Here is a 20,470-nt window from a genome sequence, read left to right on the forward strand (position 1 = left end):
CGCAGTTGTGGGGAACCTCCAAGACTTCGGCGCCCGGCGGCGGCCTGTCGCCCATCGATCGGTGGCATCCCACCATCTAGGGTCGATCGGGTGAACGACGCGACCACGGCCCCGACCGACGCCCTCGAGCCGACCCGGCTCGCCGGCACCGCCGCCAAGCTCGCCGACCTCGAGCGGCGCCGGGCCGAGGCCACGACGCAGGCCGAGGAGAACGCCCGGTCCCGGCAGCACGCGCGCGGCAAGAAGACGGCGCGCGAGCGGATCGAGGCCCTGCTCGACGACGGCAGCTTCGTCGAGCTCGACGCGCTCGCCAAGCACCGCAGCCGCAACTTCGGGCTCGACAAGCGACGGGTCGCGGGCGACGGCGTCGTGGTCGGCCACGGCACGGTCGACGGCCGCCAGGTGTGCGTGTTCAGCCAGGACTTCACCGTCTTCGGCGGGTCGCTCGGCGAGGTGCACGGGCAGAAGATCGCGAAGGTCCAGGACCTCGCGCTGCGCACCGGGGTGCCGATCATCGGCATCTCCGACGGCGGCGGCGCGCGCATCCAGGAGGGCGTCGCGGCGCTCACCCAGTTCGCGGAGATGTTCCGGCGCAACGTCGCGGCGTCGGGCGTGATCCCGCAGATCTCGCTGATCCTGGGGCCCAGCGCGGGCGGCGCCGTGTACTCCCCCGCCCTGACGGACTTCATCGTCATGGCCGACGGCACGTCGAACATGTTCATCACCGGCCCGGACGTGATCCGCACCGTCACCGGCGAGGACGTCGACTTCGAGACGCTCGGCGGCGCGCGCACCCACAACAGCACGTCCGGCGTCGCGCACTACCTGGGCGCCGACGAGGACGACGCCATCGACTACGTGCGGCACCTCATCGGCTACCTGCCGCAGAACAACCTCGGCGACGCGCCGTCGTTCCCGCCCGAGGACGACCTGCCGCTCGAGGTGACCGCCGACGACGAGGCGCTCGACGCCATCGTCCCAGACAGCGACAACCAGCCGTACGACATGCGCGCGGTCGTCGAGGCGGTGCTCGACCCCGAGTCGTTCCTCGAGGTACAGCCGCTGTTCGCGCAGAACGTCATGGTGGGCTTCGGGCACGTCGAGGGGCGGTCGGTGGGCGTCGTCGCCAACCAGCCGCTGTCGATGGCGGGCACCCTCGACATCGACGCCGCCGAGAAGGCGGCGCGGTTCGTGCGCACCTGCGACGCCTTCAACCTCCCCGTGCTGACGTTCGTCGACGTGCCCGGCTTCCTGCCCGGCGTCGGCCAGGAGCACCAGGGCATCATCCGCCGCGGCGCCAAGCTCATCTACGCGTACGCCGAGGCGACCGTCCCGCTGGTCACGGTCATCACGCGCAAGGCGTACGGCGGCGCCTACATCGTCATGGGCTCCAAGCAGCTCGGCGCCGACGTCAACCTCGCGTGGCCGACGGCGCAGGTCGCGGTCATGGGCGCGAGCGGCGCAGTGAACATCCTGCAGCGCTCGGCGCTCAAGGAGGTCGCGGACTCCGGCGGCGACGTCGAGGCAGAGCGCCAGCGGCTGACCGACGAGTACACCGAGGCCATCGTCAACCCGTGGGACGCCGCCGAGCGGGGGTACGTGGACGCCGTCATCCGCCCCTCGGAGACGCGCGTGCAGGTCGTGCGCGCGCTGCGGGCGCTGCGCAGCAAGCGGGCGAGCCTGCCCCCGAAGAAGCACGGCAACATCCCCCTGTGACGGCCGCCGGCCGAGCCTGCGCCCCCCTGAGCCCTCCTAAGCCCGTGGGAGGGTCGAGACCCGCGGCCCTTCGACAGGCTCAGGAACTGAGGGAGAGAATGACCCGATGAGCCACGAGGACGCCACCCACGGACCTGCCCCGCTCGGGTCGGTCGAACCGGAGCCGATGCACCGTGCCGTCGACGCGCTGGCCGAGGCGCTGCACCAGTACGTGCAGACCGCGGTCGGCGTGCGCGCCGAGTTCGGCGCGGCCGAGGCGGACGAGGACCCGCGGGTGCTCGCGCTGGAGAACCGCGTCGGGCAGCTCAACGCCGCCGTCTTCGACGCGCTGCACGACTCCCTGGGCATGCACCCGGACCTCACGAGCTCGGTCTGGGAGCCGCAGGAGGGCGAGGAGCCCGAGGACGCGCACGACGCCCCCGAGGGCGCGGTGCCGGCGGAGGTCTTCTACCTCGGGTTCGTCGTCGCCGACCCGGTGCCCGGCGCCAGCATGACGCTCGACGGCGTGATCGAGCTGCTCGACGAGGCGGGCACGGACGTGGCCCAGCGCCTGTTCGACGGCGGCTACGAGGTCGCCGAGTGGGCGACGTCGCGCGGCGCGGCCGTCGACTTCGGCGACGACGCGGACGAGGACGACGGCTTCGACGACCTCTCGGGCACCGACGACGACGGCCCGACCGACCAGCAGGAGGACCGGTGAGCCCCGAGGTGCGCGTGGTGCGCGGCGAGCCCGACGACGTCGAGGTGGCCGCGCTGGTGGCCGGGCTGGCCGCCGTGGCCTCCGCGGGCGGGCTGCCCGACGACGACGCGCCCGTCGAGGAGTGGACCAACCGCGCCCGCACGGTGCGCGGCAACGGCGCGGGCGTCACGGCGAAGAGCTTCGGCGGCCGGTGGGGGCGGCACCACGCGGACGCGTGGCGCTGGAGCCTGCACTCGTGAGCGTCCTCTGGCAGCAGGTCGACCGCGCGGACGACGTCGAGGCCCCGCTCGGCGAGCTCCCCACCCCCGCCCGGCCCGGCTGGGTGCGTCGGTGGCTCTGGGCGCCGGCTCTCGTCGCGGCCGCGGGCCTGTACGTCGCGCGGCGGACGCTGGACGACCCGTCCGGCGAGGTGGAGCTGTGGCTGTTCATGGGCATGCTCGCCGCCCTCATGGTCACCGCCGTCGCCGCGCTGGTGCGCTATCGCGACGACCAGCGCTCCGCCGCCGAGGCCCGCGCCGCGGCCGCCTTCGGCACCGGCGCCCGGTCGGTCACCGGGTCGGTGCTCGTCCGCGAGCGCTCCACCGCCTCCGGGCGGCTGGTCTCCGGCCTCGTCACGTACCCGACCGACGACGGCACCGCCGAGGACACGTTCTCGATGATGTTGGCCGCCCGCGACGACGACGCGCCCGAGCCGCCGCGCGACGGCGACCCCGTCGCCGTGTGGTGGGCGCCGGGTACCGACACCGTCGTCGTGCGCTACCAGCGCGACTGGGCCGACGCGGTGCGCCGCCGGGCGAAGGGCCGCTGACCGTCAGCCGCGGGCCGCGGCGACCAGCCGGCAGGCGTGGGCCGCGGTGTGCTCCAGCTCGACCAGGGCGTCCCGGCTCAGCTCCGCGAGCGTCCGCGGGCCGGGGGCGATGGAGAACGCGGCGGCGATGCCGGCGGCCGCGACCTGAGCGGGGCTGAGCTCGACCCCGCCGGCCACGACGACGACGATCGCACCCGGCCCGGCGAGCCGCACGACGGTGTCGACCACCTTGCCGTGCAGCGACTGCTCGTCGAGCCGGCCCTCCCCGGTGAGCACCAGGTCGACGTCCGCGAGCGCCGCGTCGAGGCCGACGGCCTCCGCGACGAGGATGCCGCCGGGCACCAGCTCGGCGCCGAGGACGGCGGACAGCCCGGCCGGCAGGCCGCCGGAGGCCCCCGCCCCGGGCAGGTCGCGCACGTCGCTGCCGGTGGCGGCGGCCAGCGCGTCGGCGAACCGGGCGAGGCCCGCCTCCAGCGCCGCCACGTCGCCGGATGTCGCACCCTTCTGCGGCCCGAAGACGGCGGCGGCGCCGCGCGCGCCGAGCAGCGGGTTGTCGACGTCGCACGCGATGCGCCAGCGCAGGTCGCGGGCTCGGGTGTGCAGCCTGGAGGCGTCGACGCGGGCCAGCTCGCGCAGGCCCCCGCCGCCCGGCGGCACCGGCGAGCCCGCGCCGTCGAGGAACCGCGCACCCAGCGCCTCGAGGAGGCCCGCGCCGCCGTCGGTCGTGGCCGAGCCACCGACGAAGAGCACCACCTCCTCGGCCGTCGGCGCGCCGTCCAGGGCCGCGAGCACGAGGGTGCCGACGCCGTGGCTGGTGGCCTCCAGCGGCCGCAGGCCGTCGGCGACGAGCGGCAGGCCGTAGGCCTCGGCCGCCTCGACGAGGACGGTGCGGCCGTCGGGCGAGACGCCGTACCGGGCGGTCACGGCACGCCCCAGCGCGTCGGTCGTGGCGGCCGTGCCGGGCACGACGCCCCAGGCGTCGAGCACCGCGTCGAGCGTCCCCTCGCCGCCGTCGGCGAACGGGATCGCGCGGATCGTGGCGGCCTCGCCCAGGGCCGACCGGGCGCCGGCGGCCAGCGCGTGCGCCACCTGCGTGGCGCTCGCGGAGCCCTTGAACGAGTCGGGGGCGACGACCACGCGCAGCGGTCGCGGGTCTGGGTTCTTCACGTCGTCGTGCACGGAGGACGAGGCTAGCGACTCCGGCGGACCCCGGCGCGGCCGTCTCGCGAGCTCGCGCGACCTGCGAGCATCCGACCGGGTGGTGAGGATCGAAGAAGGAGGCGCGACCGTACGCCTCCGGACGGAGGCACGACCGTGGGTATCGGACTGGGCATCTTCCTCATCGTCGTCGGCGCCATCCTTGCGTTCGCGATCGCTCCGGACGCGTGGGAGGTCGTCGACCTCAACATCGTCGGCTACATCTGCATCGGCGCCGGCATCCTCGCCCTGGTTCTCGGGCTCGTCCAGAACCGCCAGCGCGCGCACACCAGCCACCGTGTCGAGCGGTACGACGACCGCACGCCGCCGCCGGTCTGACCGGTTCCCGACCCGGGGTCTACGCTGCGGCGTGTGACTCAGCACACCGCACGTGACGACCTCGCCGCGCCCCGCACGCCCACCGCCATCGACGCCGTCGCCGACGCCTACGTCCTGCGCGCCGCCGACCTCGACCCGATGACGGCGACCGCGATCGGCGTCCCGGGGTACGACCACCGCATGACGGACCTGTCCCCCGCCGGGCACGAGGAACGCGCGGCGGCCGACCACGCGACGCTGCGCGAGCTCGACGCGCTGGAGCGCGACGGGCGCGGCCCGGTGGACGACGTCGACCGCGTCACGCTGGCCGCGATGCGCGAGCGGCTGGGCCTCGCGCTGGAGCTGCACGAGGCCGGCGAGCCGCTCGCCAGCCTCAACAACATCGAGTCGCCGGTGCAGCAGCTGCGCGACGTCTTCGACCTCATGCCGACCGGCTCGGTCGAGGCGTGGGAGAACGTGGCGTCGCGCCTCACCGCGATCCCGGAGGCCGTGGAGGGCTACATCGCCTCGCTCACGGAGGCGGCACGACGCGGCAACGTCGCGGCGGTCCGCCAGGTCCGCGAGGGCGTCGCCCAGGCGCGGGAGCTCGCCGGCGAGGACTCCTTCTTCCGCGGCCTCGCCCGCAGCGAGGACGCCGAGGCCGTCCTCGACGAGTCGTCCGCGTGCAGCCTGGTGCGCGCCGAGCTGGAGCGCGGCTCCGACGCCGCGCGCTCGGCGTACGCGCGGCTCGCCGACTTCCTGGAGCGCGACCTGGCTCCCCGCGCACCCGAGCGGGACGCCGTTGGGCGGGAGCGGTACGCGCTCTTCTCGCGCGAGTTCCTCGGCGCCGAGGTGGACCTCGACGAGACGTACGAGTGGGGGCTTGACGAGCTCGCGCGGATCGTCGCGGAGCAGGAGGCCGTCGCCCGCCAGATCGCGGGCCCGGGCGCGAGCGTCGCCGACGCGGTCGCCGCGCTGGACGCCGACCCGGCCCGCACGCTGCACGGCACCGACGCGCTGCGCCGCTGGATGCAGGAGACCGCCGAGGCGGCGATCACCGACCTGGGCGGCACGCACTTCGACATCGCCGGGCCGGTGCGCACGATCGAGTGCCGCATCGCCCCCACGCAGACCGGCGGCATCTACTACACCCCGCCGAGCGACGACTTCTCCCGCCCGGGCCGCATGTGGTGGTCCGTGCCCGCGGACGTCACCGAGTTCAACACCTGGCGCGAGAAGACGACGGTCTACCACGAGGGCGTCCCGGGCCACCACCTGCAGTGCGCGGCCGCGGTCGTCGCCCGCGACACCCTCAACTCCTGGCGCCGGCTCATGTGCTGGGTCTCCGGGCACGGCGAGGGCTGGGCCCTGTACGCCGAGCGGCTCATGGCCGACCTCGGCTACCTCGACGACCCGGGCGACCGGTTCGGCATGCTCGACGCGCAGCGGATGCGCGCCGCGCGCGTCGTCCTCGACATCGGCGTGCACCTCGGCAAGCGGGCACCCGAGGAGTGGGGCGGCGGCGTGTGGGACGCGACGAAGGCGTGGCCGTTCCTGCTGGCGAACGTCAACATGCCGGAGTCGTTCGTGCGCTTCGAGCTCAACCGGTACCTCGGCTGGCCCGGTCAGGCGCCGTCGTACAAGGTGGGCCAGCGGCTGTGGGAGCAGGCGCGCGACGACGCCCGGTCGGCCGCGCAGGCGGGCGGCGAGGACTTCGACCTCAAGGCCTTCCACGCCCGCGCGCTCTCCCTCGGGTCCGTGGGTCTGGACGTGCTGCGCGGGGCGCTGGTCTGAGCGCGGTGACCGGAGGCACGCCCGGGTCGGGGGGCGGCCGGCCGGGCGTGCACGCAGCATGAGCGGGATCCTCACCGGCTTCGCGATCATCGGGGTCGTCGTCGCGGTCGGCTACCTCGCCGCGCGGCTGCGGCTCGGCGGCCCCGACGCCCGCGCGACCCTCAACCGCATCGGGTTCTTCGTGGCCAGCCCCGCGCTGCTGTTCACCGTCGTCGCCCGCGCCGACGTGACCGAGCTGTTCCAGGCGCCGCTGCTGGTGCAGGCCGGGGCGGCCGTCGGGACGGCCGCCCTGTTCGTCGTCGTCAACGCCCTGTGGCTGCGGCGCCCGGCAGCGGAGGCGACGGTCGGCGCGGCCGGGGCGGGGTACGTCAACGCGAACAACATCGGCCTGCCGGTGGCGGTGTACGTGCTCGACGACCCGACCGTCGTGGTGCCGGTCATCCTGCTGCAGCTGCTGGTGCTCGCTCCGGTGGTCCTGCTCCTGCTGGACGCCCTGACCACGGGCAAGGTCTCGGTGCGGTTCGTGCTGGCCCAGCCGGTGCGCAACCCGATCATCCTGGGCTCCCTCGCGGGCGCGGTGGTCTCGCTCGCCGGCTGGACGCCGCCGGACGTGGTGATGGCTCCGCTGGAGATCCTCGGCGGCGCGGCGATCCCGATGATCCTGCTTGCGTTCGGGATGTCGCTGCACGGGTCGCGTCCGCTGGCCCCGGGCACCTCCCGGCGCGCCGCCCTGGTGGCCGCCGTCCTCAAGGCCGTGGCGATGCCGGTGCTGGCCTTCGTCCTCGCCCGGTACGCCGCGGGGCTGGACCAGGCGGGCGTCGTGACGGCCGTGACGCTCGCCGCGCTGCCGACCGCGCAGAACGTGTACAACTACGCGGCCCGCTTCCGTACCGCCGAGCTGCTGGCGCGCGACACCATCCTCGTCACGACGCTCGCCTCCCCCGTGGTGCTCGTCGTCGCGACGCTGCTGCTGCACGGTGGCTAGGGTTCGGACCGTGCCGCACACGTCAGACCCCGCGTCCGTCCACCCGTCCGTCCACCTGGTCCTCGGCTCGAGGTCCCCCGCCCGTCTCGCGACCCTCGCCGCCGCGGGCGTGACTCCCACCGTCGTGGTGTCCGACGTCGACGAGCCCGCCGTCCTCGCGGGCGCCCGCGAACGAGCCGCCGCGCTCGGCACCCCGCTCGAGCCGGTCGACGCCGTGCTCGCGCTGGCCCAGGCCAAGGCCGAGGCGGTGACGCGCCAGGTCGAGGAGAGCGGCGTCTCCGCGCTCGTCGTCGGCTGCGACTCCATGCTGGAGATCGACGGCGAGGTCGTGGGCAAGCCCGCCGACGCCGACGAGGCACGCGCCCGCTGGCGGGCGATGCGCGGGCGGGCGGCGGTGCTGCACTCCGGGCACTGGCTCGTGGACGCCCGCGAAGCCGACGACGGTGGCACCGGCGCGACCCTCGGCGCGACGTCGTCCACCACGGTGCACTTCGCCGACGTCGACGACGCGGAGATCGACGCCTACGTGGCCACGGGCGAGCCGCTGCACGTCGCGGGCGCGTTCACGATCGACGGCCTCGGCGGCCCGTACGTCGAGCGGATCGAGGGTGACCACCACGGCGTCGTGGGCTTGAGCCTGCCGCTGCTGCGCGAGCTGCTCGGCGAGCTCGACGTCCCCTGGCGCGCACTGCGCGACGCGGGTTGAGCCTGTCGACGCGGGTTGAGCCTGTCGACGCGGGTTGAGCCTGTCGACGCGGATTGAGCCTGTCGACGCGGGTTGAGCCTGTCGTCGCGGGTTGAGCCTGTCGAAACCCTCAACCACAGGCCCTTCCGACAGGCTCAACCGGCACGGTCCATGTCGGATCCCTCCAAACGGCCCCGAACGGCGTTGGCACCGGGCACAGACTTCGGCGAGGGGGCGTCGCGAGTGCCGGAGCCGCGAGACGCAGGCGTTACCGTGAGCCGTGCCCACCATCAGCAAGGTCCTCGTCGCCAACCGCGGTGAGATCGCCGTCCGCATCGCCCGCGCGTGCGCCGACGCCGGCCTCGCCTCCGTCGCCGTCTACGCCGACCCCGACCGGGACTCGCTGCACGTGCGGCTCGCCGACGAGGCGTTCGCGCTGCACGGTCAGCGCGCCGCCGAGACCTACCTCGACGTCGACAAGCTCCTCGACGTCGCGCGGCGCTCCGGCGCCGACGCGGTGCACCCGGGGTACGGCTTCCTGTCCGAGGACGCGCGGTTCGCCCAGGCCGTCATCGACGCGGGCCTGGTGTGGGTGGGCCCGCCGCCCGCCGCCATCGAGGCGCTGGGCGACAAGGTGAGCGCGCGGCACATCGCGCATGCCGCCGGCGCCCCGCTCGTCCCGGGCACCCCCGACCCGGTGACGGGCGCAGTGGAGGTGCACGCCTTCGCGGCCGATCACGGGCTCCCGGTCGCGATCAAGGCGGCCTTCGGCGGTGGCGGCCGCGGCCTCAAGGTCGCCCGCAGCGCCGACGAGATCGACGAGCTGTACGAGTCGGCGGTGCGCGAGGCCACGGCGGCGTTCGGGCGCGGCGAGTGCTTCGTCGAGCGGTACCTCGACCGGCCGCGGCACGTGGAGACGCAGTGCCTCGCGGACGCGCACGGGAACGTCGTGGTGGTCTCCACCCGCGACTGCTCGCTGCAGCGCCGGCACCAGAAGCTGGTCGAAGAGGCCCCGGCGCCCTTCCTCACCGCGGCACAGGAGGCCGAGCTCGACCGCGCGTCGAAGGCGATCCTGCGCGAGGCCGGGTACGTCGGGGCGGGCACGTGCGAGTTCCTCGTCGGCGTGGACGGCACGCTGTCATTCCTCGAGGTGAACACCCGCCTGCAGGTCGAGCACCCGGTGACCGAGGAGGTCACCGGCATCGACCTGGTCCGCGAGCAGCTGCGCATCGCCGCGGGCGAGCCGCTCGGCTACGACGCCGCGCAGGTGCGGGGCCACTCGTTCGAGTTCCGCATCAACGGCGAGGACCCGGCCGCCGGCTTCCTGCCGGCGCCGGGCACCGTCTCGACGCTGCGCTGGCCCACGGGCCCGGGAGTGCGCGTCGACACGGGCGTCGTCGAGGGCGACGCCGTCTCCGGCGCGTTCGACTCGATGATCGCGAAGCTGATCGTCACGGGGGCCGACCGGACGCAGGCCGCGCAGCGTGCGCGGCGGGCGCTGCGCGAGCTCGAGATCCAGGGCATCCCGACCGTCGTGCCGTTCCACCGCGCCGTGCTCGACGCCGAGGACTTCGTGCCGGCGTCGGACGACGCGGGCGACTTCCGCGTGCACACGCGCTGGATCGAGACCGACTTCGCGGACACCGTCGCCGCGCTCGGCCCCGCCGCCGCCGCGCCGGTGGCCGACGAGGCGGAGGAGCCCGAGGAGCTGGCGGAGCGCGTCGTCGTCGAGGTCGGCGGACGGCGGCTCGAGGTCGTGCTGCCCGCCGGGCTCGGCGTCGCCGCAGGCCGGGCACGGCGTGCCAACGCGGCGCGGCGGCCGGCACGCCGCAGCGCCGCGAAGGCCACCGGCGGCGCGAGCGGCAACACGCTCGCCTCGCCGATGCAGGGCACCATCGTCAAGGTCGCGGTCGCCGACGGCGACCAGGTGACCGAGGGCGACCTCGTCGTCGTCCTGGAGGCCATGAAGATGGAGCAGCCGCTGCTGGCGCACCGCTCCGGCACGGTCCGCTCGCTCGCCCTGGAGCCCGGCGCCGGCGTGACCGCCGGCGCCGCCATCTGCGACATCGTCGACTGACGTTGCTCGTCGACGAGAGGGCCCGCGACGTCCTGAAGCGGTGCCGGATGATGATCGGCGTGATGCGCGCGCCGAAGCTGCGCCAGGACCTGGTGGCCGCGCTCTCCGGAGCCGAGCCGGGCCCGCAGGGCACGAGTCCCCAGCTCGAGAGGCTGCGGTGGCTCGACGACGGCAAGGTCGACCTGGACCTCCTGGCGGACGACCACGCCCTGATCGGCACCCTGCTCTCGGAGGCAGGGCTCCTGGCGTACGGCCCGATCTCCGAGTGGCCCGCGCGCGAGCAGGATCGACCGGGACTCGCCCAGGCCGTCGTCGATCGCGTGTTCCTGGGTGAGGGCCGCGGATGGATGACCGAGGTCGAGCTGAACGCTCGCCTCGCCATGGTCTTCTTCGACCCGTCCGGGCTACGCCGGCTCGCCGTGGATCTCGGGATGCTGGGCAGGGAGGCCGACGGATCGCGCTACTGGCTCGCTCGGCACGCCGGTTCCGCTCCGGTCCTGGACTGACGGGCTCGCCCTCCGCCATTCTGACCGACTCGACGGCACCGTCGGCGCGGGCAGGTGCCGACGGGTCACACCTCGGCAGGTGCTCCGTCCGCCGGTTCGGCCGCCGGACGCGAGATCGCCGCGAGCGAGCGGCGCGCGGACGGCACCATGAACACCACCGCCACGAACGCGACCAGGAGCAACCCGGCGACGACGAGGAGCGACTCGACCGAATAGACGTCGGCGAGCGGCCCGAACACCACCATGCTCAGCGGCATCGCGACGGTCATGACGATGCCCACGAACCCGAAGACGCGGCCCAGCATCTCGGGCTCGACCGTCTCCTGTAGGATCGTCACGCTCGGGGCGGACATCAGGGCGAACGTCGCGCTCACCAGGAAGCCGATCCCGAAGAAGACCCACATGTTCGTGGACAGGCCGAGGCCGGTCGTGAGGGCGCCGGCGGCGGTGACCGCCCCCATGATGAGCGCGATCCTGTTCCTGATCCGGGGGCCGATCACCGCCATCAGCAGCCCAGCGAGCAGCATCCCGGCGGCCCAGAACAGCTCGTTCGCGGTGAGCTTCCAGACCTCGTCGCCGAACGTCCGCCGCACCATGAGCGGCGTCAGGTACGACGGCGCCCCAATGAGCACCATCGCGACGGCGAAGATGGTCATGAGCCACTTCACGGGGCCGTGCCCGGCGATGTACCGGACGCCCGCGGCCAGGTCGCCGAAGTAGCTGGGGCGCTCCTCGGCGTCGGAGCGGACGAGTCGTGGGACGGTGACGAGCAGCAGCAGGCCGACGCCGATCAGCGCGGTGACGACGTCCACGAAGAACACGGCGACGATGTCGAAGCTGGCGTAGATCGCCGCGGCCAGCACCGGCGCGAGCAGCATCATGCCCGACTGGATCGTCTGGTTGATCCCGTTGATGCGGATGAGCTGCGACGTCGGGACGATCTGCGGGAGCATCGCGCTCACCGCAGGCGTCTGGATCCCGGCGAACGTGGACCGGACCGCGAGCGCCGCGTAGATGACCCACAGGTCGTCGACGCCCGACAGCATGAGGAGCGCGAGCGCGAGGGTGATGACTGCGATCGACGTGTCCGCGCCGATGATGAGGAGCTTGCGGGAGTGCCGGTCGGCCCACACCCCGCCGAAGATCGACACGAACGCCTGCGGCAGCATGCCGAAGACGATGCTGAACATCAGCACCGCTCCGGAGCCGGTCACGATCGTCAGGTGCCACATCACGGCGAACTGCACCAGCATCGAGCCGAGCAGCGACACGGTCTGGCCGGTGAGGAAGACGGTGACGTTCCGCTTCCAGCCGGGCATCTCGTCGGCGGGAGCCGTGTCGGCGGGCTGCTCGCCCGGGGTCTGGGCTTCGGCGGTGCTCATGTCAGCGGAAGACCTGTAGGCGGCGTCGGACTCATCGGCGGTCGCATCGTTCACCCGTCCATGCTCGCCGGTAGCCTGACCGCGTGCCCAGCCCATTTCCCCCGAGCGACGGCCGACGTGACACGTTGCACAGGCACGCCGGCGACGGGTGGGTGGCCTGCGGCGACCACCGGCACTGGGGCCTGCACGGCGCCGCCGGGCTGCTGTTGGCCCGCCGGGCGGCGCCTGCCGGCGAGCCCGGCGGCGGGCGCAGCGGCGGAACGCACGGCCCCGTGACGGACGTCGTCCTGCAGCACCGGGCCCTGTGGTCCCACCAGGGCGGCACGTGGGGCGTTCCGGGGGGCGCGCTCGCCCCGGCGGAGTCGGCGGTCGACGGCGCCCTGCGCGAGTCGCGCGAGGAGGCGGCTATCCCGCCGGAAGCGGTGCACGTCGTCGGCACGCACCTGCTGGACCACGGCCCGTGGTCCTACACGACGGTCGTCGCGGACGTCGTCCCGGGGGCGCGGTTCACCCCGCTCGCGGCGGACCCCGAGAGCCTCGAGGTCCGCTGGGTGGCGCTCGACGAGCTGGGCCGGCTGCCGCTGCTGCCCGCGTTCGGGGCGGCCCTGCCCGACCTGCTCGCGCTGCTGGAGCCGCCCGCCGCGTAGCGCCCGGTCAGCGCACCTGGCTGTGCAGCACGCGGGCGGCCTCGGCTATCGACCCGGACAGCGACGGGTACACGGTGAACGCGTCTGCGACGTCGTCCACGGTGAGCCGGTGCGCCACGGCGAGCGTGATGGGGAAGACCAGCTCGCTCGCGCGCGGGGCCACGACGACGCCGCCGAGCACGACGCCGGCCTCCGGGTGGGCGAAGAGCTTGACGAACCCGTCGCGCATCCCGAGCATCTTGGCGCGCGGGTTGCGCGCCAGCGGCAGCATCGTCGTGACGTAGCGCGACCCCTGCTCGCGCAGCCTGGCCTCGCTGTACCCGACCGTCGCGATCTCCGGGGCGGTGAAGATGTTGGCCGCGACCTGCTTGAGCCGCAGCGGCGCCACGGCGTCGCCGAGCGCGTGCGACATCGCGATGCGGCCCTGCATGGCGGCGACCGACGCCAGCGGCAGCACCCCGGTGCAGTCCCCGGCGGCGTAGATGCCGCGCACCGCCGTCCGCGACACCTTGTCCACGGCGACGTGACCGGACTCGGTGAGCCGCACGCCCGCCTCCTCGAGGCCGAGCCCGGCGGTCGAGGGCACGGCGCCGACCGCGATGAGCACGTGCGAACCCTCGACGACCCGCCCGTCCGACAGCGTCACGGCGACGCCTTCCGCGGTGCGCTCGGCGGACGCGGCGCGCGAGCGCGACATGACCGTCATCCCGCGGGCGCGGAAGACGCCCTCGAGCAGCTCGGCGGCGTCCATGTCCTCCCCCGGCAGCACGCGGTCGCGCGAGGAGACGAGCACGACCTCGGAGCCGAGGGCGTGGTACGCCCCGGCGAACTCCGCCCCGGTGACGCCGGAGCCGACGACGATCAGCCGCTCGGGCAGCTCGGTGAGCCGGTACAGCTGCGTCCACGTGAGGATGCGCTCCCCGTCGGGGACGGCCGTGGGCAGCGTCCGCGGCGTCGCGCCGAGGGCGAGCAGGATCGTGTCCGCGCCGAGCGCCGTCGTGGCGCCGTCGGCACCCTCGACCACGACCTTCGACGGGCCGTCCAGGCGCCCGGAGCCCGCGAGGATCTCGACGCCCTCGCGCTCCAGCCGCGCACGGATGTCGGCCGACTGCGCCTCGGCGAGCGCGAGCACGCGAGCGTTCACGGCCTCGAGGTCGACCAGCTCGCGGCGGGCGCGGGTGCTGCGCGCCTGCGCCTCGGCGCCGGGCTCGGCCTCCGCGAGCGCCTCGGACCGGATGCCCAGCTCGGGCCCCTGCTCCGCGGTGGTCAGCCACTCCGCGGTGGCGATGAGCGTCTTGGAGGGCACGACGTCGGTGAGCACGGCGGCGCCGCCGAGGCCCTGCCGCTCGACGACCGTCACGCGGGCGCCGAGGCGGCGCGCGACGAGGGCGGCCTCGTAGCCGCCGGGGCCGCCGCCGACGACGACGACGCGCTGGCTCCGGGCGTCCGCCACCGGTGCGCCGGGTGCGGCGACGGGGGCAGGGGTGTCCTTCGAAGGGGTGTTCACGGTGGGCACGCGCCCATTCTGTCAGGCCCCGCGGTGCTGGTCGGAACGGCCCCGCTCCCGGCCGTGGAAACCAGCGCGGCGGGGGCCCCTGCGCCGGGCTACTCTCGGGTCCATGAGCACCACGACGCGCCCCGTGCCCGACCTCGACGACCCGGCCGCCGACCCGTTCGACGTCGCCCGCGCCGCCGCGGACCACATCGCCGAGGCCACCGGGGTGCCCGGGCACGACGTCGCGCTGGTGCTCGGTTCGGGCTGGGGCGGCGCGGCGGAGCTCGTCGGCGACGTCGTCGCGGAGATCCCCACCCACGAGATCCCCGGCTTCGCCCGGCCGTCGGTCGTGGGGCACGGCACCACCACGCGGTCGGTGCGCGTCGAGCGTCCCGACGGGTCGGTGCGGCACGCGCTCGTCCTCGGCGGGCGCACCCACCTGTACGAGGGCAAGGGCGTGCGTCGCGTGGCCCACGGCGTGCGCACCGCGGCCGCGACGGGCTGCGACACGGTCGTGCTCACCAACGGCTGCGGCGGCCTGCACATCTCGTGGCGGCCGGGGCAGCCGGTGCTGCTGTCCGACCACATCAACCTCACGGGCACCTCCACGCTCGAGGGCGCGACGTTCGTCGATCTCACCGACCTGTACTCCGCGCGCCTGCGCGCGGTCGCCCGGCAGGTGGACCCCGAGCTGCCCGAAGGCGTGTACGCGCAGTTCCACGGGCCGCACTACGAGACGCCGGCCGAGGTGAAGATGGCCGGCCTCATGGGCGCCGACCTGGTCGGGATGTCGACCACGCTCGAGGCCATCGCCGCCCGGCACGCCGGTATGGAGGTGCTCGGCATCTCGCTGGTGACCAACCTCGCGGCCGGCATCAGCCCCCAGCCGCTCTCGCACGAGGAGGTGCTGGAGGCCGGGCAGAAGGCGGGCCCGCGCATCAGCGACCTGCTCGCGCGCATCGTGAAGTCCCTCTGACCCCTGCCACCGCCCACCCCGTCCCCCGCCGCACGGCGCGGCCCGAAGGAGCGTCCGCCATGAGCCTGGACACCGACGACCCGGCGTTCGACCCGCACGCGGGGCCCCACGGGCCGACCGTCCCCCTGGACCTGCTGCTCGACCAGGTGGAGAGCTGGATCCGCCACGACGTCGACGAGGGCGACAAGGCGGAGCTCGCCCGCCTCGCGGAGGCCGCCGGTTCCCACCGGCACAGCACGGCCGAGCACGCCGTCGCCGAGCTGCGCGACCGGTTCGCGGGGCCGCTGCAGTTCGGCACCGCCGGCCTGCGCGGCACGATGGCGGCGGGCCCGAACCGGATGAACCGCGTCGTGGTGACCAGGGCGGCCGCCGGGCTGGGCGCCTACCTCGCGGCGGCGCTCGGCCGGGGCGCGACGCCGCGCGTGGCCGTCGGCTACGACGCCCGCCACCGGTCGGCCGACTTCGCCGCGGACACGGCGGCCGTCCTGACGGCCGCGGGGGCCGACGTGCTGCTGCTGCCCGCACCGCTGCCCACGCCCGTGCTCGCGTTCGCGGTGCGTCACCTGCAGGCCGACGCCGGCGTCATGGTGACCGCGAGCCACAACCCCGCCGCCGACAACGGCTACAAGGTGTACCTGGGCGGGCGGGTCGTGACGGACGCCGGGCAGGGGGCACAGATCGTGCCGCCGCACGACGCCGGGATCGCCGAGCGGATCGCCGCCGTCGGGCCGGCCGCCGACGTACCGCGCGCCGAGGACGGGTGGACGGTGCTGGGCCGCGAGATCGTGGACGCCTACCTCGGTTCGGTGCGCGCCCTGTCCGACGGCGCGCCGCGCACGCTGCGCGTCGTCACCACCTCCCTGCACGGGGTCGGGGGCCGGGTGCTGGCGCGCGCGCTCGCGGACGCCGGGTTCACGCACGTCGTGCCGGTCGAGGAGCAGGTCGACCCGAACCCCGACTTCCCCACGGTACGGTTCCCCAACCCGGAGGAGACCGGCGCGATCGACATGGCGCTCGGCCTCGCGTCGGACGAGCAGGCCGACATCGTCATCGCCAACGACCCCGACGCCGACCGCTGCGCCGTCGCCGTCATCGACCCCACGACCGGCACCTACCAGGGCGCGGAGACCGCCCGCTCGCACGGGTGGCGGATGCTGCACGGCGACGAGGTCGGCGCGCTGCTCGGGCGGGAGATCGTCATGCGGAGCAGGGGGAAGGCGGCCCCGGGCGGCGGTCGGCCGGTCCTGGCGTCGTCCGTCGTGTCGTCCCGGGTGCTGTCGTCGATCGCGGCGCACCACGGCGCCGCGCATGCCACCACCCTCACGGGCTTCAAGTGGATCTCGCGCACGCCGGGCCTCGTCTTCGGGTACGAGGAGGCGCTCGGCTACTGCGTCGACCCCGACAGCGTGCGGGACAAGGACGGCATCAGCGCCGCCGTGCTGGTGGCCCAGCTCGCGGACCGGCTCAAGGCCGCCGGCCGCACCCTGATCGACGCCCTCGACGACGTCGCGCGCGAGAACGGCCTGTTCCTCACCGACCAGCTCTCCGCCCGCTTCGACGACCTCGAGCGCATCGGCGACACGATGGCGCGGCTGCGGTCGGCCCCGCCACGCTCCCTCGGCGGGGCGGGCGTCGCGCAGGTCCTCGACCTGTCGGCGGGCGTGGACGGGCTGCCGCCCACGGACGGTGTGGTGCTGCTGGCCGCCGACGACACGCGCGTCGTCGTGCGACCCAGCGGCACCGAGCCGAAGGTCAAGTGCTACCTCGAGGTCGTGGAGCCGGTCGTGCCCGACGCGTCGTCGTACGACGTCGGCCGGATGCGCGTCGCCGCGCACGCCAAGCTCGACCGGGTCAAGGCAGACCTGCGGGTCGCGCTCGGGCTCTGAGCCGGCCGCCGGTCGAGCCTGTCGAGACCGCGCCGCCGCCAGGCGTCACGGCACCGGCGCTTCGCGCCGGAGACTGCGCAGTGCCCCGCGGACGAGCCCGCGCCCGCCGGTCCGCTCGACCGGCGACCGTGGCGCCGTGGGCGCGGCCGGCGTATCGGCGCGGGCCGCCTCCAGCCGGGCGATGCGCTCCGTGAGGCGTTCCCGCTCCCAGGCCGCGAGGAGCCGCTCGCGGTCGAACCGCTCGGTCGCGTCGAGGAGGTGGCCAGCAGCAGCGGGCCACGACCCGGGCGACAGATAGGGCTCGACGTCCGCGAGGTCCGCCGCGTCGACCCGGGAGCCGGTGCTCAGCGCCGCCACGAGGGCGTCCCACCAGGCGTCGCTCTCCGCCCGCCGCACCGCCCCGACCCGCTCCAGGTGCTGGCGCACCCCCACGGCGTCGTCCCGGAGCTCGGTCGCGGCACGGACGAGGTCCCCCGACCGCCACGAGTCGAGCCCGAGCACGTGCTGCGGCATCCCGACGTTCGCCGCCGCCCCGCGCATCCGCACCGACGAGTACAGGGTCGGTGCGAGCGCGACGGCGGGGACCGCGGACCGCGCCGCGATGATCGCCGGGTGGTAGCGCGTCCCGACGACGAGGCCCGCCCTCGCCGTGAGGGCCGCGACCTGCCGCGCCGTGAGCAGGGGCGTGGGCCGGACCCGCACGTCGTCGGCGAGCTGCGCGATCCGGTCGTTCGTGACCTGGTCACGGGTGCCCGGCCCGTCACCGGGGTTGCCGGCGTGCGGGACGAGGAGCACGTCGGCGTCGTGGACGCGCGCGAGCTCGGACGTCGTGCGCGCCGCCAGGCGGAGGTAGGCGTCCTGGTCGACGAGGGGCGTGGACGGGTTCTGCGTGAAGCTGGCGATCAGGTACCAGGACGGGAGGCCCAGCCGCGCGACCGCGTCCTCGTCGGCGGCGGTCGGCGCCAGGCCGAACGCGTCGTCCATCGTGCGCACGACGGTGGCCGAACCCGACGTGACCTGCGAGACGAGCGCCGCGGTCGCCCCTTCCCTGGCCCCCACGGCGACGGCGCCGGCGAGCATGGGGCGCAGCTCGTCCATGTCGGCGCGGCTCAGGAGCGGGCCCACGGTCTGGCTCGTCAGCGCGAACGGCACGCCGAGCTCGCGCGCCACCGCGAAGAGCGTCGTGCGCTCGAAGACGTGCTGGGCGAAGAACGTCGTGAGGTTGCCACCGCCGGCGACCAGCACCGCGTCCGCCGCGCGGACGGCCTCGATCACCTGATGGGCCGGGTCGGACGCCGGGAGCACCCCGGGGGTCCGCACCTCCTGCAGGACCTGGTCCCGCCGGGCCACGTTCCACCCGCGGCGTCGCCGGTCCTTGAAGCCGAGGCGCGGCACGGTGCGGACGCCGTACCGTGCCGCGGCGTGCTCCGGGCTCCCGGCGACCAGCGTGACGTCCCGGACGCCGCGCACGGCGAGCGCCTCCAGCGCACGCTCCGTCATCGCCTCGTCGCCGAGGTGGTACAGGTCGCTCCAGCCGATGTCGCCCACCAGGACGAGACGCATGCGGGATCCTCTCGGTCGCCGATCCGGTGCACCGCGGCCGGTGCACCGGGAGCATATCCCACAGAGTCGGTCGGAATACGAGACTATCGGTCCCGGGTCGGCTCAGCCGGTGACGAGCGCGGCGTCGTCCAGCTCGACGGCGGCGACCCAGTCGCGCTTGGCGGCCCGCCAGCCCTCGTCGTCGGTGCCACGGCGCCAGTAGCCGGACGCGGACAGCAGCTCCCGTGGCACGCCGAGCTCGGTGCGCACCCAGCGGCGCAGGTCGCGCACGCACCCGGCCTCGCCGTGCAGGAACACCTGTGGGGCCTGCGCGGGGAACGACCCGGCGGCGTGCGCGGCACGCACGGCCTCCTCGAGCGTGCCGGAGCCGCGGTGCACCCAGGCCAGGCGCAGGTCGGCCGGGCTGTCGATCGCCTGCTCGTCCTCCGGGCCGTGGACCTCGACGAACGCGTGCACGACGGCGCCGGCGGGCAGCCGCTCCGCCGCCGCCGCGATCGCCGGCAGCGCCGAGTCGTCGCCGATCAGGAGGTGCCAGGGCGCCGTCGGGTCCGGTGCGTAGTCCCCGCCCGGGCCCATGAAGGTCACGGCCTCCCCCGGCCGGACCCGGTCGGCCCACGGCCCGCCGACGCCCGCGTCGCCGTGCACGACGAAGTCGAGGTCCCACTCGACGGTCCCGGCGACGTCGCGCACCGCGCGCACGGTGTACGTGCGCAGCAGGGGGCGGCCGTCGGCGAGCTCGCCGAGCACGAGCTTGACGTAGGCGTCGGTGTGCGCGCCCGGGTCGAGCGCCGCGAGCTCCGGGCCCGCGACCGTCACGCGGACCATGTGCGGGGTCAGACGGCGCACGGCCGTGACCGTCGCGTGCCGGGGGGTGCGCTTGCGTGCCGGCGGCCCGCCGGCAGTGTCGGGCTTCGGCGATTCAGTCATGGTGAGGCGAGCCTAACCTCGACGCCCGCACGCGCCGCTGTGACCTCGCTCACGGACTCGCCGGGTTCGACGAGCAGAGCAGCGCGCGGTCACCACTCGAGCTCTCCGTGCGCGAGTTCGAGAAACCGGGGGCTGTGCGTCTCGGTGGAGCCGGCCAGCTCGAGGAGCTTCGTCGCCGCGTCGATGGGATCGCCTGCGGCGCCTGATCGGCCCATGCCCGTCGCCAGCCTTCCCGGATGTACCGCCCACACCCGTACCTGCGGGGCGAGCTCGTGGGCCAGACAGGTCGTCGCCATGTTCTGCGCGGCCTTCGAGATCCGGTAGGCGTAGCTCGTGCCGAAGTCCCGGTACCGACCGGCCGCCTGGTCGTGGATCGACCCGAGCCGGGAGCTGATGTTGAGCACCAGCGGAGCAGGCGACAGCCGCAGGCTCGGCAACGCGGCGCGGGTCGCCCTGATGACGCCCCCGACGTTCACGTCGCAGACGCTCAGCAGGGTCGCGACGTCGACGTCCTCCAGCGGCGTGCCCGGCGTGCCCGCGCCGGCATTGTTGATGAGCAGGTCGAGCGGGCGTTCCCCGAGCGCGGAGTGCAGCGGGCCGGCGTCGTCGTCCGTGACGTCCCACACCACCTGGTCGACCCGCGGCGCGCCGCCCGGGGCGGGCGCGCGCGAACTTGCGACGACGTCCCACCCGGCGGCGGCGAAGACCTCGACGCAGGCCGCACCGAACCCCCGGCTCGCACCCGTCACCAGCACCCTGCGTGTTCGCGAAGTCATCCGGCGATCCAACAGGACCGGCGCCGGCCGCG

At 74.8% G+C, this 20,470-nt stretch carries 19 protein-coding genes; 13 read left to right on the forward strand and 6 right to left on the reverse strand.

The genetic code is table 11. The features are described from left to right. Positions 1–90 precede the first annotated feature (90 nt). The 4 genes from ABD254_RS02710 to ABD254_RS02725 all read left to right on the forward strand — a co-directional run bounded on the left by ABD254_RS02710 (position 91) and on the right by ABD254_RS02725 (position 3,224). Positions 91–1,716: an acyl-CoA carboxylase subunit beta gene (locus tag ABD254_RS02710; RefSeq protein WP_344245409.1), complete on the forward strand. Its 1,626-nt coding sequence runs from the start codon at positions 91–93 to the stop codon at positions 1,714–1,716. Between the two features lie 106 nt (positions 1,717–1,822). Beyond that, on the forward strand, positions 1,823–2,416 hold the full coding sequence (locus tag ABD254_RS02715) for a hypothetical protein (protein ID WP_344245411.1): 594 nt from the start codon (positions 1,823–1,825) through the stop codon (positions 2,414–2,416). Further along, positions 2,413–2,655 carry an acyl-CoA carboxylase epsilon subunit gene (locus ABD254_RS02720; protein ID WP_344245413.1) on the forward strand — a complete coding sequence of 81 codons (243 nt, stop codon included), beginning with the start codon at positions 2,413–2,415 and terminating at the stop codon, positions 2,653–2,655. Before ABD254_RS02715 ends, ABD254_RS02720 begins: the two co-directional genes overlap by 4 nt. Further along, a complete protein-coding gene (locus ABD254_RS02725) occupies positions 2,652–3,224 on the forward strand; it encodes a hypothetical protein (RefSeq protein ID WP_344245415.1) in 573 nt (190 codons plus the stop codon). Before ABD254_RS02720 ends, ABD254_RS02725 begins: the two co-directional genes overlap by 4 nt. Positions 3,225–3,227: 3 nt before the next feature. Here ABD254_RS02725 and ABD254_RS02730 read toward each other — a convergent pair whose 3' ends face one another. Continuing rightward, positions 3,228–4,403 carry a glycerate kinase gene (locus ABD254_RS02730; RefSeq protein WP_344245417.1) on the reverse strand — a complete coding sequence of 392 codons (1,176 nt, stop codon included), beginning with the start codon at positions 4,401–4,403 and terminating at the stop codon, positions 3,228–3,230. A gap of 135 nt (positions 4,404–4,538) precedes the next feature. Between ABD254_RS02730 and ABD254_RS02735 the strand changes: the two genes are divergently transcribed. The 6 genes from ABD254_RS02735 to ABD254_RS02760 all read left to right on the forward strand — a co-directional run bounded on the left by ABD254_RS02735 (position 4,539) and on the right by ABD254_RS02760 (position 10,786). Next, on the forward strand, positions 4,539–4,760 hold the full coding sequence (locus tag ABD254_RS02735; protein WP_344245419.1) for a DUF6458 family protein: 222 nt from the start codon (positions 4,539–4,541) through the stop codon (positions 4,758–4,760). A 33-nt stretch (positions 4,761–4,793) separates the two neighbouring features. Further along, complete coding sequence (locus ABD254_RS02740) at positions 4,794–6,533, forward strand: DUF885 domain-containing protein (protein WP_344245421.1); 1,740 nt, start codon at positions 4,794–4,796, stop codon at positions 6,531–6,533. Between the two features lie 58 nt (positions 6,534–6,591). Beyond that, positions 6,592–7,518: an AEC family transporter gene (locus ABD254_RS02745; RefSeq protein WP_344245423.1), complete on the forward strand. Its 927-nt coding sequence runs from the start codon at positions 6,592–6,594 to the stop codon at positions 7,516–7,518. 10 nt (positions 7,519–7,528) lie between these two features. Next, positions 7,529–8,224, forward strand: coding sequence for a Maf family protein (locus ABD254_RS02750; RefSeq protein WP_344245425.1), 696 nt, complete (start codon positions 7,529–7,531; stop codon positions 8,222–8,224). 259 nt (positions 8,225–8,483) lie between these two features. Beyond that, positions 8,484–10,280 carry an acetyl/propionyl/methylcrotonyl-CoA carboxylase subunit alpha gene (locus ABD254_RS02755; protein WP_344245427.1) on the forward strand — a complete coding sequence of 599 codons (1,797 nt, stop codon included), beginning with the start codon at positions 8,484–8,486 and terminating at the stop codon, positions 10,278–10,280. Between the two features lie 62 nt (positions 10,281–10,342). After that, on the forward strand, positions 10,343–10,786 hold the full coding sequence (locus ABD254_RS02760; protein ID WP_344245428.1) for a DUF2087 domain-containing protein: 444 nt from the start codon (positions 10,343–10,345) through the stop codon (positions 10,784–10,786). Between the two features lie 65 nt (positions 10,787–10,851). Here the strand turns inward: ABD254_RS02760 and ABD254_RS02765 are convergent, their stop codons facing one another. Next, complete coding sequence (locus ABD254_RS02765) at positions 10,852–12,168, reverse strand: MFS transporter (RefSeq protein WP_344245430.1); 1,317 nt, start codon at positions 12,166–12,168, stop codon at positions 10,852–10,854. A gap of 83 nt (positions 12,169–12,251) precedes the next feature. Here ABD254_RS02765 and ABD254_RS02770 point away from each other — a divergent pair, with 83 nt between their 5' ends. Continuing rightward, positions 12,252–12,815 (forward strand): NUDIX domain-containing protein, encoded by a 564-nt coding sequence (locus ABD254_RS02770; protein WP_344245432.1) that lies wholly within the window; start codon positions 12,252–12,254, stop codon positions 12,813–12,815. A gap of 7 nt (positions 12,816–12,822) precedes the next feature. Here the strand turns inward: ABD254_RS02770 and ABD254_RS02775 are convergent, their stop codons facing one another. Continuing rightward, positions 12,823–14,331, reverse strand: a complete 1,509-nt coding sequence (locus ABD254_RS02775; RefSeq protein ID WP_425553625.1) for an NAD(P)H-quinone dehydrogenase — start codon at positions 14,329–14,331, stop codon at positions 12,823–12,825. A gap of 103 nt (positions 14,332–14,434) precedes the next feature. On the opposite strand from ABD254_RS02775, the gene ABD254_RS02780 reads away from it, so the two are divergent. Both ABD254_RS02780 and ABD254_RS02785 read left to right on the forward strand, forming a co-directional pair. Beyond that, positions 14,435–15,286, forward strand: coding sequence for a purine-nucleoside phosphorylase (locus ABD254_RS02780; protein ID WP_344245434.1), 852 nt, complete (start codon positions 14,435–14,437; stop codon positions 15,284–15,286). Positions 15,287–15,345: 59 nt separating this feature from the next. Then, positions 15,346–17,172, forward strand: coding sequence for a phospho-sugar mutase (locus ABD254_RS02785; protein ID WP_344245436.1), 1,827 nt, complete (start codon positions 15,346–15,348; stop codon positions 17,170–17,172). A gap of 45 nt (positions 17,173–17,217) precedes the next feature. Here ABD254_RS02785 and ABD254_RS02790 read toward each other — a convergent pair whose 3' ends face one another. The 3 genes from ABD254_RS02790 to ABD254_RS02800 all read right to left on the reverse strand — a co-directional run bounded on the left by ABD254_RS02790 (position 17,218) and on the right by ABD254_RS02800 (position 20,438). Further along, positions 17,218–18,735, reverse strand: coding sequence for a polysaccharide pyruvyl transferase family protein (locus ABD254_RS02790; protein ID WP_344245438.1), 1,518 nt, complete (start codon positions 18,733–18,735; stop codon positions 17,218–17,220). Positions 18,736–18,837: 102 nt separating this feature from the next. Next, complete coding sequence (locus ABD254_RS02795; protein ID WP_344245440.1) at positions 18,838–19,662, reverse strand: siderophore-interacting protein; 825 nt, start codon at positions 19,660–19,662, stop codon at positions 18,838–18,840. An 89-nt stretch (positions 19,663–19,751) separates the two neighbouring features. Then, on the reverse strand, positions 19,752–20,438 hold the full coding sequence (locus tag ABD254_RS02800; RefSeq protein ID WP_344245442.1) for an SDR family NAD(P)-dependent oxidoreductase: 687 nt from the start codon (positions 20,436–20,438) through the stop codon (positions 19,752–19,754). Between the last annotated feature and the right edge of the window lie 32 nt (positions 20,439–20,470).

The organism is Isoptericola hypogeus (genome assembly GCF_039531145.1).
GTDB classification, from domain to species: domain Bacteria; phylum Actinomycetota; class Actinomycetes; order Actinomycetales; family Cellulomonadaceae; genus Isoptericola; species Isoptericola hypogeus.

Coding starts and splice junctions, on each gene's coding strand:
- ABD254_RS02715 (WP_344245411.1), top strand. CDS start 1,823: ATGAGCCACGAGGACGCCACCCACGGACCTGCCCCGCTCGGGTCGGTC.
- ABD254_RS02745 (WP_344245423.1), top strand. CDS start 6,592: ATGAGCGGGATCCTCACCGGCTTCGCGATCATCGGGGTCGTCGTCGCG.
- ABD254_RS02760 (WP_344245428.1), top strand. CDS start 10,343: ATGCGCGCGCCGAAGCTGCGCCAGGACCTGGTGGCCGCGCTCTCCGGA.
- ABD254_RS02765 (WP_344245430.1), bottom strand. CDS start 12,168: ATGAGCACCGCCGAAGCCCAGACCCCGGGCGAGCAGCCCGCCGACACG.
- ABD254_RS02780 (WP_344245434.1), top strand. CDS start 14,435: ATGAGCACCACGACGCGCCCCGTGCCCGACCTCGACGACCCGGCCGCC.
- ABD254_RS02785 (WP_344245436.1), top strand. CDS start 15,346: ATGAGCCTGGACACCGACGACCCGGCGTTCGACCCGCACGCGGGGCCC.
- ABD254_RS02790 (WP_344245438.1), bottom strand. CDS start 18,735: ATGCGTCTCGTCCTGGTGGGCGACATCGGCTGGAGCGACCTGTACCAC.
- ABD254_RS02795 (WP_344245440.1), bottom strand. CDS start 19,662: ATGACTGAATCGCCGAAGCCCGACACTGCCGGCGGGCCGCCGGCACGC.
- ABD254_RS02800 (WP_344245442.1), bottom strand. CDS start 20,438: ATGACTTCGCGAACACGCAGGGTGCTGGTGACGGGTGCGAGCCGGGGG.